The organism is Burkholderia ubonensis (assembly GCF_902833085.1).
GTDB classification, from domain to species: Bacteria; Pseudomonadota; Gammaproteobacteria; order Burkholderiales; family Burkholderiaceae; genus Burkholderia; species Burkholderia ubonensis.
Genome location: NZ_CADFEB010000010.1, coordinates 240,494 through 255,907, shown reverse-complemented (window position 1 = coordinate 255,907; position 15,414 = coordinate 240,494). Strand labels below are relative to the sequence as shown.

General features: G+C 69.5%; 13 protein-coding genes. 4 read left to right on the top strand and 9 right to left on the bottom strand.

Translation table 11 applies throughout. The annotated features are described in order from the left end of the window. Positions 1-6: 6 nt before the first annotated feature. Both HWX31_RS27450 and HWX31_RS27445 read right to left on the bottom strand, forming a co-directional pair. Positions 7-474 carry a hypothetical protein gene (locus HWX31_RS27450; RefSeq protein ID WP_174960553.1) on the bottom strand — a complete coding sequence of 156 codons (468 nt, stop codon included), beginning with the start codon at positions 472-474 and terminating at the stop codon, positions 7-9. Positions 475-688: 214 nt separating this feature from the next. Continuing rightward, positions 689-2,239: an MFS transporter gene (locus HWX31_RS27445; protein WP_174960555.1), complete on the bottom strand. Its 1,551-nt coding sequence runs from the start codon at positions 2,237-2,239 to the stop codon at positions 689-691. A gap of 148 nt (positions 2,240-2,387) precedes the next feature. Here HWX31_RS27445 and HWX31_RS27440 point away from each other — a divergent pair, with 148 nt between their 5' ends. Continuing rightward, positions 2,388-3,272: a LysR family transcriptional regulator gene (locus tag HWX31_RS27440; RefSeq protein ID WP_174960557.1), complete on the top strand. Its 885-nt coding sequence runs from the start codon at positions 2,388-2,390 to the stop codon at positions 3,270-3,272. Between the two features lie 10 nt (positions 3,273-3,282). Here the strand turns inward: HWX31_RS27440 and eutC are convergent, their stop codons facing one another. The 4 genes from eutC to HWX31_RS27420 all read right to left on the bottom strand — a co-directional run bounded on the left by eutC (position 3,283) and on the right by HWX31_RS27420 (position 8,628). Beyond that, on the bottom strand, positions 3,283-4,074 hold the full coding sequence (eutC, locus tag HWX31_RS27435; RefSeq protein WP_059631761.1) for an ethanolamine ammonia-lyase subunit EutC: 792 nt from the start codon (positions 4,072-4,074) through the stop codon (positions 3,283-3,285). Continuing rightward, the gene (locus tag HWX31_RS27430; protein WP_059609435.1) at positions 4,071-5,468 is read right to left on the bottom strand and encodes an ethanolamine ammonia-lyase subunit EutB; all 1,398 of its coding nucleotides are present in this window, start codon (positions 5,466-5,468) and stop codon (positions 4,071-4,073) included. The genes eutC and HWX31_RS27430 overlap by 4 nt, the downstream gene beginning before the upstream one ends. An 80-nt stretch (positions 5,469-5,548) precedes the next feature. Next, positions 5,549-6,961: an ethanolamine permease gene (gene eat, locus HWX31_RS27425; protein WP_174960559.1), complete on the bottom strand. Its 1,413-nt coding sequence runs from the start codon at positions 6,959-6,961 to the stop codon at positions 5,549-5,551. A gap of 206 nt (positions 6,962-7,167) precedes the next feature. Next, positions 7,168-8,628, bottom strand: a complete 1,461-nt coding sequence (locus HWX31_RS27420; RefSeq protein WP_174960561.1) for a mechanosensitive ion channel — start codon at positions 8,626-8,628, stop codon at positions 7,168-7,170. A 284-nt stretch (positions 8,629-8,912) separates the two neighbouring features. On the opposite strand from HWX31_RS27420, the gene HWX31_RS27415 reads away from it, so the two are divergent. Continuing rightward, the gene (locus HWX31_RS27415; protein WP_174960563.1) at positions 8,913-9,779 is read left to right on the top strand and encodes an AraC family transcriptional regulator; all 867 of its coding nucleotides are present in this window, start codon (positions 8,913-8,915) and stop codon (positions 9,777-9,779) included. 102 nt (positions 9,780-9,881) lie between these two features. Here HWX31_RS27415 and HWX31_RS27410 read toward each other — a convergent pair whose 3' ends face one another. Then, positions 9,882-10,205, bottom strand: a complete 324-nt coding sequence (locus tag HWX31_RS27410; RefSeq protein ID WP_059609439.1) for a zinc ribbon domain-containing protein — start codon at positions 10,203-10,205, stop codon at positions 9,882-9,884. Positions 10,206-10,236: 31 nt separating this feature from the next. Beyond that, positions 10,237-12,789, bottom strand: coding sequence for a heavy metal translocating P-type ATPase (locus tag HWX31_RS27405; RefSeq protein ID WP_174960565.1), 2,553 nt, complete (start codon positions 12,787-12,789; stop codon positions 10,237-10,239). Between the two features lie 81 nt (positions 12,790-12,870). Here HWX31_RS27405 and cadR point away from each other — a divergent pair, with 81 nt between their 5' ends. Both cadR and HWX31_RS27395 read left to right on the top strand, forming a co-directional pair. Further along, positions 12,871-13,302: a Cd(II)/Pb(II)-responsive transcriptional regulator gene (cadR, locus tag HWX31_RS27400; protein WP_174960567.1), complete on the top strand. Its 432-nt coding sequence runs from the start codon at positions 12,871-12,873 to the stop codon at positions 13,300-13,302. Positions 13,303-13,370: 68 nt separating this feature from the next. After that, on the top strand, positions 13,371-13,943 hold the full coding sequence (locus HWX31_RS27395) for a PadR family transcriptional regulator (RefSeq protein ID WP_174960647.1): 573 nt from the start codon (positions 13,371-13,373) through the stop codon (positions 13,941-13,943). 40 nt (positions 13,944-13,983) lie between these two features. Here HWX31_RS27395 and HWX31_RS27390 read toward each other — a convergent pair whose 3' ends face one another. Beyond that, positions 13,984-15,402: an FAD-binding oxidoreductase gene (locus tag HWX31_RS27390; protein WP_174960569.1), complete on the bottom strand. Its 1,419-nt coding sequence runs from the start codon at positions 15,400-15,402 to the stop codon at positions 13,984-13,986. Positions 15,403-15,414 lie beyond the last annotated feature (12 nt).

The window sequence follows — 15,414 nt, the reverse complement described above, 5'->3', positions numbered from 1 at the left end:
GGCGCATCAGCCTTTGTTGTATCGCAATGCTTCCTTGCTCAACGAGCCGAGCGACGCGCCGAAGCGATTGGCGGGTTGTCCATTGTTGACGGCCGAGTAGTCGCGCAAGCCGTCCTCTGCCCCCTTGAGTCCCCAACGTTCGACCGACCTGTTCGGGGCCAACACGGGATGAGGGCTGGTCGCCATCCTGTCCTGAATGCCGAGCGCGAAATAGACCCGTTTCTTCGCGCCGTACAGCGTCGGCGTTGCCTTGACCAACGGGTCGCCCGTCTCCCCCGCCAGGAACCGGGCGTACATGTAGTGCTCGGCGGCGGCAAGATTGATGTCTTCCGGGCGGTCCGTACGACGGAGCGACTGCAACGATCGAAATGCGCGTTGCACCTGGCCCACGATGCCCCCCTTGCCTCCGCGCTCACGCAAAATCGCACGGTTGATGGTGCTTTGAACGACTTCGTCACTGACTTGCTCATCCATTCCGATTCTCCTGTGGCTTTCTACGGCGCTTCGAGACGCTGCGTATCGCCTTCACCGAAAGATCGATGTGTACGTGGCGCGGTCGTCTTACAGTTTCGGAACGGATGCTGAAAAATCAAGCGAAAGTTGTGAATGCGACGATGTGCAACGGTTGCGCGACGCGCCGCCGCCGGCGCCGGCACGACGCGTCGGCTCGCGAGCAGCGGCCCGTCGGTCAGGCTTGCCGCGCGCATGCATCGCCGGACTCCACGCCGCGCCGCCCACCCAGAAACACGAACACGACCGCCGCGCACAGCAGCGTGATGACGGCCAGCCCGATCAGCAGATGGTCGAACGCCTGCGCGTAGCTATGCCGCAGCACCGCGCGGCCGGCCTGCGGCCATGCGGCCGCCGCGCCGCCGAGGTCGCCGGTCGCGAGCCGGGCGGACGCGCGAACGATCGCATCGGGCGTCGCCCCCGCCACGGACGCCCCAGCGCCCGCGCGCAGCCCCGCCTGCGCGAGCGTCGCGAGCACCGCGCCGGCGATCGCGAGCGCGATGCCCTCGCCCGCCACCCGCGTCGTGCTGAAGATGCCGGTCGCCATCCCGGCGCGCTCCTTCGGCACGACGCTCACCGACAGCCCGTCCATCAGCCCCCACGGCATGCCGGCGCCCGCGCCGATCGCGAGCATCGGCGCGATTGCCGCCGGCCCCGCGCCGTGGCGCAATGCAACGTCCAGCCACACGAGCCCCGCCGCCGCGATCACGAGCCCGACGCCGGAAATCACGCCGGCCGACAGCCGGCGCGCGAGCGTCGCCGCGACGAGCGGCACGACCAGCATCGGCGCGGAGATCGCGAGCATCAGCCAGCCGGCGTCGATCTCGCTGAAGCCGTCGATGCCGATGAAGCGCAGCGGCAGCACGACCAGCAGCACGATGTAGCAGCAGCAGGTCGACACCGGCAGCACCTGCACGCCGACGAAGCGCGGGATGCGGAACAGCGACAGGTCGAGCATCGGCCGCGCGACGCGGGTCTCGATCGCGACGAACGCCGCCGCGAAGAGCGCCGCGCCGGCCAGCAGCCCGGCGACGAGCGGGCTCGTCCAGCCGCGCTCCGGCGCCTCGATCACGCCGAACGTGAGCAGCGTCAGCGCGGCGGTAAACGTGGCGGTGCCGGGCCAGTCGAGCCCCGTCGCGTGCGGGTCGCGCGATTCGCGCATGCGCGGCAGCCCGAACGCGAGCGACAGCGCGCCGGCCGCCGCGCCCGTCACGAAGATCGCGCGCCAGCCGTAGCGCTCGATCAGGCAGCCGGCCAGCACCGGGCCGAATGCGAGGCCGACGCCGAACGTCGTGCCGAGCAGGCTGAACGCGCGCGTGCGCGCCGGGCCGTCGAACTCCTGCGCGAGCGCCGCGGTGCCGCCCGCGAGCGCCGCCGCGGCGGCCAGGCCTTGCGCTGCGCGCAGCAGGTCGAGCACGACGATCGACGGCGCGAACGCGAGCGCGGCCGAGCACAGCGTGAACGCGGCGACGCCGATCGCGAACACGCGCTTGCGGCCGAACTGGTCGGCGAGCGCGCCCGCGGCCATCAGGAAGCTGCCGAACGCGAGCATGAACGCGTTCGTGATCCAGTTCAGCGCGACCGGCCCGCCGTGCAGGTCGCGGCCGATCGCGGGCGTCGCGACCGCGCCGCCGGAAAAGCTCAGCGGCAGCGCGACCGCGGCCGCGCATACCGCGGCCAGCACGAACGTGCGGCGGTGCGCCGACGCGGCGGAAAACGTGTGGTCCATCTCTCGCTCCTCGAAGACCCGGCGCACCGGCGCCTTGGAAGCGACACACGATAATTCGGATTCAATCGCCGAAAAACTACGCCGAACTCCGTATATAGCGGACTAGAATTCCTGAATTGCAACGTCACGCTTCGCATCCGGAATCTCGATGAACAACCTGAACGGCATCGTTGCGTTCGTGCGCACCGCGGAAACGCTGAGCTTCGTCGCGGCCGGCCGCGCGCTCGGCATCTCGGCATCGGCGGTCGGCAAGACGATCGCGAAGCTCGAACAGTCGCTCGGCGTGCGCCTGTTCAACCGCACCACGCGCCGCGTCACGCTGACCGACGAGGGCCGGCACTTCTTCGAGCGCTGCCAGCGCATCCTCGAGGACTTCCGCGACGCGGAGGCGACCGTGACCGCGTCCGCGCAGCGGCCGCGCGGCAAGCTGCGCGTGAGCCTGCCCGTGATCGGCTACCGGTTCCTGCTGCCGGTGCTGCCGGAATTCCGGCAGCACTATCCGGACGTCGAGCTGGACCTCGATTTCAACGACAGGATGGTGGACGTCGTCGAAGGCGGGTTCGACGCGGTGATCAGGAGCGGGGCGCTGTCGGATTCGAGCCTGATGTCGCGGCGGCTCGGCCCGTTCGGGTTCGTGCTGTGCGCGACGCCCGCTTATCTCGCGCAGGCCGGCACGCCGCGCGTGCCGCGCGACCTAGAGGCGCACGATTGCGTGCGCTACTGCTTCCCGACCACGGGCAAGCTGCAGGACTGGGCGCTCGCGGCCGACGACGGCACGCCATTGAAGCTGCGCACCGCGATGACCTGCAACAACATGGAGGCGCTGCGCGGCGCGGTGCTCGCGGGCCTCGGCATCGGCTACATGCCCGACTTTCTCGCGCGCGACGCGCTGGCGCACGGCGCGCTCGTCACCGTGCTCGACGACTACCGGATCGTGCCGGGGCAATTCTCGATCGTGTGGCCGTCGAGCCGGCAACTGTCGCCGAAGCTGCGCGTGTTCGTCGACTTTCTGTGCGAGCGGCTGTTCAAGTAGCGGCGCGCGGTCACACTGCCCCGATCCGCTCCGCCTCCGCCTGCGGCAGCAGCGCGTCGCTGTCGTCCTTCAGCCCGACGCCAGTGAGCCCAAGCCTGCGCGCATGCGTCAGCAGGTAGTGCAGCTTGTGCGCGGCCGCGTCGTACGGCAGCCCTTCCGGCCGCACGTTCGAGATGCAGTTGCGCAGCGCGTCGTGGCAGCCGACCTTCGGCGCATAGGTGAGATAGACGCCGAGGCTGTCCGGCGAGCTCAGCCCCGGCCGCTCGCCGATCAGCATCGCGACGAGCGTCGCGCGCAGCAGCTCGCCGATCTCGTCGCCGAGCGCAACGCGCGCCTGCCGCGCGACCACCACCGGGCCGATCCGCCAGCCGTCCGCGTCGAGCCGCGGCCGCACCGCCTCCAGCAGCGGCAGCGCCTGCTTCGCGGCCGCGAACGCGGACAGCCCGTCGCCGACCACGAACACCACGTCGGGCGCATCGTCCAGCGCCGCGCCGTAGCCGGCGAGCAGCCCGCGGCTGTCGTCGGACAGCTTGCGGCCGAGGTCGGGACGGCGCAGGTAGTGCTGGCGGTCCGGCGCCGCGCTCTGCACGCCGAGCGTCGGCAGCCCGGCATCCTCGATCTCGCGCCGCAGCTTGTCGGCGTCGAGCGGCTGGTGCACCGCGTCGCGCGCCTGCGCGTGCGACAGGTTGAACGCGAGCAGCGGCGCGGTCGGCAGGCTGTTGCCCGCGCGGCCGAGCGCGATCCGCGCGTTCGTGAACGACTTCAGCTGCCCCCACGGGTTCTTTTCGACGGCGTCGCTCATGCTGAAAGCCCCATCCAGTCGTTCGCGCCCGCGAGCAGCGGCACGCGCGCCGACGCGGCGCGCAGCGCGCCGTGCGCGTCGGCGATCTCCATCGTCTCCAGCCATTCCTCGAACTCGGGCGCGCGGCGCAGGCCGAGCACCTCGCGCACGTACAGCTGGTCGTGGAACGACGTGCTCTGGTAGTTCAGCATCACGTCGTCCGCGCCCGGAATCCCCATGATGAAGTTGATGCCCGCCGCACCGAGCAGCGTCAGCAGCGTATCCATGTCGTCCTGGTCCGCTTCCGCGTGGTTCGTGTAGCAGATGTCACAGCCCATCGGCACGCCGAGCAGCTTGCCGCAGAAGTGATCCTCGAGCCCCGCGCGGATGATCTGCTTGCCGTCGTACAGATATTCCGGCCCGATGAACCCGACCACCGTGTTCACGAGGAACGGCTCGAACTTGCGCGCGACCGCATACGCGCGCACCTCGCAGGTCTGCTGGTCGACGCCGTGGTGCGCGTTCGCGGACAGCGCGCTGCCCTGCCCCGTCTCGAAGTACATGAGATTGTTGCCGACCGTGCCGCGCTTGAGCGACAGCGCCGCCTCGCGCGCCTCGCCGAGCAGCGCGAGCGAGATGCCGAAGCTCGCGTTCGCCTTCTCGGTGCCCGCGATCGACTGGAACACCAGATCGACCGGCGCACCCTTCTCGATCGCCGCGATCGTGTTGGTCACGTGCGTGAGCACGCACGACTGCGTCGGCACGCGGTAGCGCTCGCGGAAGCCGTCGATCATCGCGAGCAGCTTCACGATCGCGGCGAGGCTGTCGGTGGCCGGGTTGATGCCGATCATCGCGTCGCCGCAGCCGTACATCAGCCCGTCGAGCATCGACGCGGCGATCCCCTTCACGTCGTCGGTCGGGTGGTTCGGCTGCAGCCGCACCGACATCCGGCCCGGCAGCCCGACCGTGTTGCGAAAGCGCGTGACGACGCGGCGCTTCCTCGCCGCCGCGATCAGGTCCTGGTTGCGCATCAGCTTCGACACGGCCGCGACCATCTCCGGCGTGAGGCCCGGCGCGATGCGCTCGAGCGCCGCGCCGTCGGCCGCCGGCGACAGCAGCCAGTTGCGGAAGTCGCCGACCGTCAGGTGCGAGATTTCCGCGAACGCGGCCGCATCGTGATCGTCGACGATCAGGCGCGTGACCTCGTCGTCTTCGTAGGGAATCAGCGCTTCGCTCAGGAACGCCTTGAGCGGCACGCCCGCGAGCGCGATCTTCGCGGCGACGCGCTCCTCCTCGCTCGCCGCCGCGACGCCGGCGAGCTGGTCGCCGGAACGCAGCGGGCTCGCCTTCGCGAGCAGCGTCTTCAGGTCCGCGAAGCGGTACGTGCGCGAACCGATCGTCTCCGTATAGGACATTGTGCGAGTCTCCTTGCAAAACCGACGGCGCGCCCTTGGCGACAGGGCGCGCCGGATGCCGTGTCAACGGCCCGTCACCTTCATTCCTCCAGCAGCGCGTCGCCCGGCGCTTCCGCGCGCTGCGCGCCGGTCGCGAGGAAGTACGCGTAGCCGAGCGCGAGGAACGCGACGAACACCATCGCGACGAGCCCGTTGAAATACACCATCGTCGCGAGGCAGATCAGCGCGGCGACGATCGCGAACGCCGGGAACAACGGGTACAGCGGCGCGCGGAACGGCCGCGCCATCTTCGGCTGCGTGCGGCGCAGCTTGAACAGCGCGGCCATGCTGACGATATACATCACGATCGCGCCGAACACCGACATCGTGACGATGTTCGCGGTCAGCGTCTGGCCGCCGAACTGGATCAGCTCGTCGCTGTAGATCGCCGCGATGCCCACCACGCCGCCCGCGAGGATCGCGCGATGCGGGGTCTTGAAGCGCGGATGCACCTTGCCGAGCCACTCCGGCAGATAGCCTTCGCGGGCCAGCGCGAAGATCTGGCGCGAATAGCCGAGGATGATCCCGTGGAACGATGCGACGAGGCCGAACAGGCCGAGCCACACGAGCATGTGCATCCAGCCGCTGTTCTCGCCGACGATGTACTTCATCGCCTGCGGCAGCGGGTCGTTGATGTTCGCAAGCTTGGTCCAGTCGCCCGCGCCGCCGGCGAACACCATCACGCCGATCGCAAGAATGACGAGCGTCAGGATGCCGGCAACGTACGCGATCGGAATCGAGCGCTTCGGGTTCTTCGCTTCCTCGGCCGCCATCGCGACGCCTTCGATCGCGAGGAAAAACCAGATCGCGAACGGGATCGCCGCGAACATCCCGTGGAACGAGCCGACGCTGAAATGATCGGCGCCCGACCAGCCGCCTTTCATGAAGTTGCTCCACGCGAAGCCCGGCGACACGACGCCCATGAACACCAGCAGCTCGAAGATCGCGAGCAGCGTGACGACGAGCTCGAAGGTCGCGGCGATCTGCACGCCGACGATGTTCAGCGCCATGAACACGAGATACGCGCCCATCGCCGCGTGCTTCGGTTCGAGCCCCGGAAACTGCACGTGCAGGTATGCGCCGATCGCGAGCGCGATCGCGGGCGGCGCGAACACAAACTCGACGAGCGTCGCCGCGCCCGCGAGGTAGCCGCCCGTCGGGCCGAACGCGCGGCGTGCATACGCGAACGGGCCGCCCGCATGCGGAATCGACGTGGTCAGCTCGGTGAAGCTGAAGATGAAGGTTGTGTACATCGCCGCGACGAACAGCGCGGTGACCACGAAGCCCAGCGTACCCGCGCTCGCCCAGCCGTAACTCCAGCCGAAATACTCGCCGGAAATCACGAGGCCGACTGCGATGCCCCACAACTGCCAGGTCCCGAGCGTCTGCTGCAGCGCGGGCTGGCCGGACGACTTGCCGCCGGCGGCGGGCCGGCCATTCGACTCTGCTTTCATCGGTTTCTCCTCAAGGGCGCCAGACCGCGTGTCGGCCCGGCGGCGCGCCGCGAGGGCACGTCCGCCGGGCTGGTCTGCACGACTGAGAATCGATGCTAGTGAGTCATTAATCGACGTGTTATCGAAATTCGGCAAAGGTCCGCGCGGCCGTTTCCGTAAGCAAAACGTCAGCGCGGTCCATCGCTTGCTTGCCGCTCATTTGGCACTTACTCGCCGCCGCGCTGGTTGAACCACCGATCGAGCAGCTTGCCGGCCGCCTCGCGTCCGCCGAGGCCGAACGACAGCGCGACCGCCACCGCGATCGCGCCGAGCACGAGGCCGAACGCGAGCTGCACGATCTCGTTCGCGATGCCCATCGCGCGCAGCCCCATCGCGAACACGAGGCCCAGGATCGCGAACTGCGCGATGCGCGCGAACAGCACGCTGTGCTGCGTGTCCGCCTGCTGGATCACGCGGCGCGCGAGGCCCGCGAGCCAGAAGCCGATCACGAGGATCACGCCGCCCATCAGCACGTGGCCGCCGAACTCGATGAACAGCGTGACCACGTCGCGCACCTGCGAGAAGCCGAGCCGGTTCGACGCCTCGACCGCGGCGAACAGCATCGCGAAGAACACGATCAGCCGCGCGGCCAGCACCGACGGCTGCAGCATGCCCGAGAACACCGGCTCGACGCCGAGCACCTTCGGCAGGCCGTCGACGCCCGCCGCGACCAGCAGCTTCTGCGCGAGCGCGGCGACGAAGCGCGCGAAGTAGAACGTGACGAGCACGATCACGACGGCCGCGACGATGTCCGGCACCGCGGCGAGGAACTGGTTCAGCATGTTGGTCGCGGGGCCGGAGATCACGTCGATCTTCAGCGCGTCGAGCGCGGAGATCAGCGTCGGCACGAACACGAACACGTAGACGACCGTGCCGACGAAGCTCGACACGCGCACCGGCGTCGGGCTGTCGAGGCGCTCGGTGAGCTTGTCCGCGCCCGCCGCGATCAGCAGGTTCGTGACGAGCCCGCGCAGCACGCGCGCGACGATCCAGCCGACGACGCCGATCACGGCCGCCGCGAACAGGTTCGGCACGATCGCGAGCAGCTTGTCGACCATCCCCTGCACCGGCGACAGCAGGCCCGACAGCGCGAACGCGGACAGGATCGCCGGCAGGAACATCAGGATCACGAGCCAGAACAGCACGTCGCCGAGATAGCCGCTCATCGGCTGCATGCCGGCGTTTTCGGTCAGCTTTTCGTCGACCTTGCACGCCTTCAGCGCGCGGTTCGCGAGGCTGCGCAACAGCGACGCGATCAGCCACGCGATCAATGCAAGCGCCGCGCCGCCGATCAGGTTCGGCAGGTAGTCGACGATGTGGGTGACGAGCAGCGAGAACGGGTTGGACACCGCGTACAGGTTGAGCACGTTGAAGATGCCCACCGCGGTGACGAGCAGTATGAGCCAGAACAGGCCGCCGGCAACGATGCGCTCGACGTACGCGCCCTGGCCGGTGCTCTCGGTGATCCGCTGGTCGACCTTCAGCGCACCGAGCAGCCGCAGCGTGCCGGCCCGCGCCGCGACGGCGATCAGCCAGCCGATCACCAGGATGCCGATCGCGCCGGCGATCTTGGGCAGGTATCCCCCTAGCGTGGTCTGCAGCGTTGTGATGAAGCTGGATGCATCCATTTCTTCTCTCCCGAAAACGTGGCGGTGCGATTGAACATCGACGAACTACCTGCGTACTTCGAAATGACGCGCGATCCTGCCCTTGCAACTTAACCCAGAAAAATGACGCTTTCCTCCGATTTCACCGTCTTTAACTTTAGTCATAGATCGACAAGGGCGAGACCCCATTTCAAAAAAGAAATGGGGCGGGTTCAACTTCGCATGGCTCCCGCGCGGCGCAACTCAGCAAGATTTGTCAACGCGCGCCGTGCTACCTTGACGTCGGTCCTGTTCCGGGTGCGCCAATGAAATCAGAATCGCCATGCTGGGTCCGCTATGCGACGCGTCTTGCGCGCGTGCACGACTACATCCGCACGCACCTCGACGACACGCTCGACCTGAACCGGCTCGCCGAGATCGCGTGCCTGTCGCCGTACCACTGGCATCGCGTCTATCGCGCGCTGTATGGCGAGTCGATCCTGGCGACGGTGCGGCGGATGCGGATCACGCGCGCCTCCGAGGATCTCGCCTGCACCGCGCTGCCGATCGAGCAGGTCGCGCGGCGCGCGGGCTACGGCTCGACGCACGCGTTTTCGCGCGCGTTTCGCGATGCGTACGGCGTGCCGCCCGCGCAGCACCGGCGCGCCGGCGTTCATCGGCCGATCTATCCATTACTGAGAGGAGAAGAAGACATGTTCAAGCATGAAGTCTCGATCCGCCGCCTGCCGGCGCTGCAGGGCTACGCGGTCGGCCACACGGGGTCGTACATGAAGGTCAGCGATGCGTTCGCGCGGATCGGCGGCTGGGTCGCGCAACACGGGCTCATCGGGCCCGGCGCGAAGATGATCGGGATTTACTACGACGATCCGGACACCACGCCCGAAGCGCAACTGCGCGCGAAAGCGTGCTTCGTGCCGGCCGACGGCGCACCGGACGTCGAGCCGGCGGCGCCTGTGGAGCGCGTGACCGTGCCCGGCGGCGAATACGCGGTGCTGCTGCACACCGGACCCTACGCGGACCTGAAGACCGCGTACCAGTGGCTGTACGGCGAGTGGCTGCGCCATTCGGGCCGCGAAGCCGCCGACGCGCCGCCGTTCGAGCTGTACCTGAACACGCCGATGGATACGGCGCCGGCCGACCTGCGCACGGAAATCCACCTGCCGCTGCGCTGACGGGCCAATTGCCCGCCGATCCGTCGCGGGGGCTTCGTTTGGGGCGCGGGGCAACGGCAACGCGCGTTCGCCAGCCCATCCCTGCGGGAAACCGGTGCGGCGCTAGGCCGCCTGCGTGCCGCACGCCGGGCAGAAGCGTGTGCCGGCGGCGAGCGCCGCGTGGCACCGGCTGCACGCGGCGCTCTGCTGCGCGGCGCCGCATTGAGTGCAGAAGCGCGCCTGCGCATCGTTGAGCGCGCCGCATCCCGCGCAGGCGAGTTGGCGCAGCGGAGCGCCGCCGGCGGCCGGCGCCTGCCAACCCCAGCCGTTGCGGTCACGGCCGCGTTCGTGGTGGTTGCCATGACCGCTGGCGTGGCCACCGCCATACCCGCCGCCATGATGGCCACGCTGCCCGTGGCCACCCGTGATCCATTTCAGGAAACCCATCGTCCGCTCCTTTGCGCCATAGGTGCGCCCGTCACGCAGCCTTGCTGCGCGACAGCAGCCGCAAGCCGTTGCCGACGACGATCAGGCTCGCGCCCGCGTCGGCGAACACCGCCATCCACATCGTGCCGAGCCCCGCGACGGTCAGGCCGAGGAACACGAGCTTCACGCCGAGCGCGAAACCGATGTTCTGCACCAGCACGCGATGCGTCGCGCGCGACAGCCGCACGAACGCGGGAATCTTGCGCAGGTCGTCGTCCATCAGCGCGACGTCGGCGGTCTCGATCGCGGCATCGGTGCCCATCGCGCCCATCGCGAAGCCGATGTCGGCGCGCGCGAGCGCCGGCGCATCGTTGATCCCGTCGCCGACCATCCCGACCGCGCCCGCGCCGCCCGCGGCGAGCTCCTCGACCGCCGCGAGCTTGTCCTCGGGCAGCTGGTTGCCGCGCGCGTCGTCGATGCCGGCCTGCCGTGCGATCGCCTGCGCGGTGTGCGGGTTGTCGCCCGTCAGCATCGCGGTGCGAATGCCGAGCGCATGCAGCTCGGCGATCGCCGCGCGGCTCGTGTCCTTGATCGTGTCGGCCACCGCGAACACGCCGAGCACACGGGTCTCGTCGATCAGCATCACGACGCTCTTGCCCTCGCGCTCCAGCGCGTCGAGCTGCGCTTCCAGCGCCGGCGAGCAGCGCGCCAGCTCCTCGACGAGCCGGTGGTTGCCGAGCCAGTAGCGCACGCCGTCGATCGCGCCGCGCACGCCGCGCCCGACGAGCGCTTCGAAGTCCTGCACATCGGCGAACGGTGCGGCGCCCTCCGCACGGGCCGCCGCCGCGATCGCCTGCGACACCGGGTGATCCGAACGCGCGGCGAGGCTCGCGGCGAGGTGCCGCACGCGCGCGGCGTCGACGTCGGCCGCGCGCAGCGCGAAATCGGTCTGCACCGGCTTGCCGTGCGTGATCGTGCCGGTCTTGTCGAGCGCGAGCCACGCGAGCTTGCGCCCCTCTTCCAGGTAGACGCCGCCCTTCACGAGAATCCCGCGCCGCGCGGCGGCGGCGAGGCCCGACACGATCGTCACCGGCGTCGAGATCACGAGCGCGCACGGGCACGCGATCACCAGCAGCACCAGCGCGCGGTAGATCCATTCGTGCCATGCGCCGCCCGTGACGAGCGGCGGCACCGCCGCGACCAGCAGCGCGATCGCGAACACGATCGGCGTGTAGACGCGCGCGAACTGGTCGACGAAGCGCTGCGTCGGCGCCTTCGCGCCCTGCGCCTCCTCGACCGCGTGGATGATGCGCGCGAGCGTCGTGTTCGACGCGACCGCGGTCACCCGGTATTCGAACGAGCCGGATTCGTTGATCGTGCCGGCGAACACGGTATCGCCGGCCGCCTTCTCGACGGGCAGGCTCTCGCCGGTGATCGGCGCCTGGTTCACGGTCGAGCGGCCGTCGACGACTTCGCCGTCGAGGCCGATCCGCTCGCCCGGCTTCACGCGCACGATCGCGCCGAGGGCAACCTGCGCGGCCTCGACGGTGCGCCACGAACCGTCGGCGTCGCGCACCGTTGCCGTATCCGGCGCGAGCCGCATCAAGCCCTGGATCGCGTTGCGCGCGCGGTCGAGCGACTTCGCCTCGATCAGTTCGGCGATCGTGAACAGCACCATCACCATCGCGGCTTCCGGCCATTGGCCGATCGCCATCGCGCCCGTCACCGCGATGCTCATCAGCGCGTTGATGTTCAGGTTGCCGTTGCGCAGCGCGATCCAGCCCTTCTTGTAGGTGGTGATCCCGCACGCGAGCACCGCGCCGAGCGCGAGCACCGCCGCGAGCCACGACGGCAGGCCGGCCCAGCTCGCGGCCTCCGACGCGATCGCGGCCGCGCCGGCCAGCGCGAGCGGCCACCACGGCTTCGCCGGCTCGGCGCGCGCGGGCGACGGCGGCGCATCGGCGGACGCGGCCTCGGGCGTCATGCCGAGCGTGCGGATCGCGCCGGCGATCGCCGCCTGCGCGCCGGGCGCATGCTCGACCGTCAGCATCCGCTGCATCAGGTTGAATTCGAGCGCAGACACCTCGCGCATCCCGCCGAGCTTCTTGCGGATCAGCGTCTCCTCGGTCGGGCAGTCCATCTGCATGATCCGGAACGCGGAACGCACGTTGCCGGACGCCGTGGCCTGCGACACGGGCAGCGGCGCGAGCGTCAGCGCGGCGGGCGCGCAGCAGTCGCCGGCCGCGTGGTCGTGGTCGTGGTCGTGGTCGTGGTCGTGGTCGTGGTCGTGGTCGTGGTCGTGGTCGTGGTCGTGGTCGTGGTCGTGCGCATGATCGTGGTCGTGACCATGCGTCGCACCGTGGCTGCACGTGTGCGCGCCGTCGTGGTCGTGCGCGTGCGCTTCGCCGTCGTCGTGCACAACGCCCTCACCGTGTTCATGCGCATGACCGTGGTCATGGCCGCACGCGTGCGACTTCTTCGCCGGCGTAGCCGCGTGCGCGCCGGCGACACCCGCCGTGCACGCGTCGCGCGCATCGGCGCAGCATGCGCCGGCCTCGCCGGCCGTGCGGGTTCGTTCGTCGTGGGTACGCAGGGCGTCGGTCATCGCAACCTCCTCAATAGCTTGACGGTGTAGAGTTAACACCTTGAAGCCACTACAAGGTCAACCCTTCGGCAGGAGAAAAGTATGAAGATCGGCGAACTGGCCAAGGCGGCGCGCTGCACGCCCGAGACGATCCGCTTCTACGAGAAGGAGGGGCTGATGCCCGATGCGGAGCGCACCGACGCGAACTACCGCAACTACACGGACACCCACGTCGAACGGCTGCGCTTCATCCGCAACTGCCGCGCGCTCGACATGGCGCACGACGAGATCCGCGCGCTGCTGCGCCTCACCGATACGCCCGGCGATCGCTGCAATTCGATCAACGCACTGCTCGACGAACACATCGGGCACGTCGACGCGCGGCTGGCCGAACTGACGCATCTGCGCGACCAGCTGACCGAATTGCGCCGCCAATGCGTGGGCGAGCACTCGGTTGGGGACTGCGGGATCGTGCACGGTCTCGCGACGATGGAGACGGTCGCACCGGCCGCGAAACGCACGCACCTCGGCTGAAACCCTTGTCGAATATGATAGTCACGCATAGACTAGTTATATTTTAACTAGATATAGCAAGACTATTTATCCCCATGAGCCGTCCATCGCCGCTGGCGCTCGCGATCCTCGCGACGCTCACCGAAGGCCCGCTGCATCCGTACGGGATGCTGCAGCAACTCAAATCGCGCGGCCACGACGAAGTCGTCAACGTGCGGCAGCGCACGAGCCTGTACCAGACGATCGACCGCCTGCTGCGCGACGGCCTGATCGCCGTGCACGACACCGAGCGCGACGGCGCGTTTCCGGAACGCACGCGCTACGAACTCACCGATGCCGGGCGCGCCGCCGGGGAGGCGTGGCTGCGCGCGCAGCTCGCGGAGCCCGCGCGCGAGTTTCCGGCGTTCGGCGCCGGGCTCGCGTTCCTGCCGCTGCTCGACGCCGACGACGCCCGTCAGCAGCTCGAGCGCCGCATCGCCGCGCTCGAAGCCGAACGCGCGCGCGTCGAAGCGCTGCGCAACGCCGCGCAGGCCGAGCAGGTGCCGCGCCTGTTCCTGCTGCAGAACGAGCATGCGCTCGTGCTGCTCGACGCCGAGCTCGGCTGGGTGCGCAGCGTCGTCGACCACCTGCGGATCGGCGCGCTGCGCTGGGTCGACGGCTGATCGCACCCGGGCCGGCTGCCGGCCGGCCTCGCGCCGCGCGTCAAAGCACCTTGCCGGGATTCAGGATGTGATGCGGATCGAGCGCGTCCTTCAGCCGGCGCATCAGGCCGATTTCCGCATCGCTGCGCGTGCAGCCCAGATACGGGCGCTTCAGCACGCCGATCCCGTGCTCGGCGGAAATCGAGCCGCCCATCGCCCGCACGACTGCATAGACGACCCGATCCAGTTCGTCGCCGGTCGCGGCGTCGTGCTCCGCGAGCGACACGCCGATATGCACGTTGCCGTCACCGACGTGCCCGAAGAACAGGCACACGGCCGCCGGCCAGCGCGCGCGCAGCGCCGCTTCGCAGCGCGCGGCGAACGCGCCGAGCTCGCCCGTCGGCAGGCTCACGTCGAAGTTGACGAGATTCGGCAATGCGTCGATCGCGAGGCCTTCGCGCAGCGTCCACATGTCGCGCGCCTGCCGCTCCGACGTCGCGAGCGCCGCGTCGTCGACGAGGCCCGCGTCGAAGCAGTCGGCGAGGCACGTCTCCAGCGCGTGTCGCGCATCGCCGCCCGGCGCGCTCGTCGCGCATTCGATCAGCACCGCGAAGCCGTCGTCGGCCGCAAACGGCGCGACGACCCCGGGCGTGTGTTCGGCGACATACCGGTAGAACGCCGGCCACATCGCCTCGAAGCTGACCACCTCGGGCAGCGCGCGCACGCGGTTCCACAGCCCGACCACCGCGTCATAGCCGGCAACCCGGCATAGCGCGGTCGCGGGCGCCGCCAGTTGCGGATGCAGCCGCAGCACCGCGCGCGTGATCACGCCGAGCGTGCCTTCGCTGCCGATGAACAGCTGCTTCAGGTCGTAGCCGGCGTTGTTCTTCAGCATCCGGTTCATCGACGACACGACGGTGCCGTCCGCGAGCACCGCCTCGAGCCCGAGCACCTGCTCGCGCATCATCCCGTAGCGGATCGCACGAGTGCCGCCCGCGTTGGTCGCGAGCGCGCCGCCGATCTGGCACGACCCGCGCGCGCCGAGGTCGACGCCGAACGTGAAGCCCGCCGCTTCGGCCGCCTCCTGCACGGTCTGCAGCGGCGTGCCGGCGTGCACCGTGATCGTGCCCGCCGCGGCGTCGAGCGACTCGACGCCCGCGAACCGCTCCATCGCCAGCACCACCTCGCCGCCGAGCGCCACCGCGCCGCGCGCCAGCCCGGTCAGCCCGCCCTGCGGCACGACCGGCTGCCCGAGCCGCGTGCACAATGCGAGCGCGCGCGACACGTCGTCGACGCTGCGCGCACGCACCAGCGCGCGCGGCCGCACGCCGGGCGGCTCGTTGTACGCGGTGAAAAAGCGCGGCTCGATGTCGGCCGACGGCGTCACGCATGCCGCGCCGAGTTCCGCCACGAGCGCGGCGACGATCGCATCGCCGCCGTGCACCGCACCGTCGTCAGTCGCCTGATCGCTGCTGGACATCGCGTCGTTGTC

Excerpts from the sequence above, each read along its gene's own strand:
- HWX31_RS27450 (WP_174960553.1), bottom strand. The coding sequence starts at position 474 with ATGGATGAGCAAGTCAGTGACGAAGTCGTTCAAAGCACCATCAACCGT.
- HWX31_RS27445 (WP_174960555.1), bottom strand. The coding sequence starts at position 2,239 with ATGGACCACACGTTTTCCGCCGCGTCGGCGCACCGCCGCACGTTCGTG.
- HWX31_RS27440 (WP_174960557.1), top strand. The coding sequence starts at position 2,388 with ATGAACAACCTGAACGGCATCGTTGCGTTCGTGCGCACCGCGGAAACG.
- eutC (WP_059631761.1), bottom strand. The coding sequence starts at position 4,074 with ATGAGCGACGCCGTCGAAAAGAACCCGTGGGGGCAGCTGAAGTCGTTC.
- HWX31_RS27430 (WP_059609435.1), bottom strand. The coding sequence starts at position 5,468 with ATGTCCTATACGGAGACGATCGGTTCGCGCACGTACCGCTTCGCGGAC.
- eat (WP_174960559.1), bottom strand. The coding sequence starts at position 6,961 with ATGAAAGCAGAGTCGAATGGCCGGCCCGCCGCCGGCGGCAAGTCGTCC.
- HWX31_RS27420 (WP_174960561.1), bottom strand. The coding sequence starts at position 8,628 with ATGGATGCATCCAGCTTCATCACAACGCTGCAGACCACGCTAGGGGGA.
- HWX31_RS27415 (WP_174960563.1), top strand. The coding sequence starts at position 8,913 with ATGAAATCAGAATCGCCATGCTGGGTCCGCTATGCGACGCGTCTTGCG.
- HWX31_RS27410 (WP_059609439.1), bottom strand. The coding sequence starts at position 10,205 with ATGGGTTTCCTGAAATGGATCACGGGTGGCCACGGGCAGCGTGGCCAT.
- HWX31_RS27405 (WP_174960565.1), bottom strand. The coding sequence starts at position 12,789 with ATGACCGACGCCCTGCGTACCCACGACGAACGAACCCGCACGGCCGGC.
- cadR (WP_174960567.1), top strand. The coding sequence starts at position 12,871 with ATGAAGATCGGCGAACTGGCCAAGGCGGCGCGCTGCACGCCCGAGACG.
- HWX31_RS27390 (WP_174960569.1), bottom strand. The coding sequence starts at position 15,402 with ATGTCCAGCAGCGATCAGGCGACTGACGACGGTGCGGTGCACGGCGGC.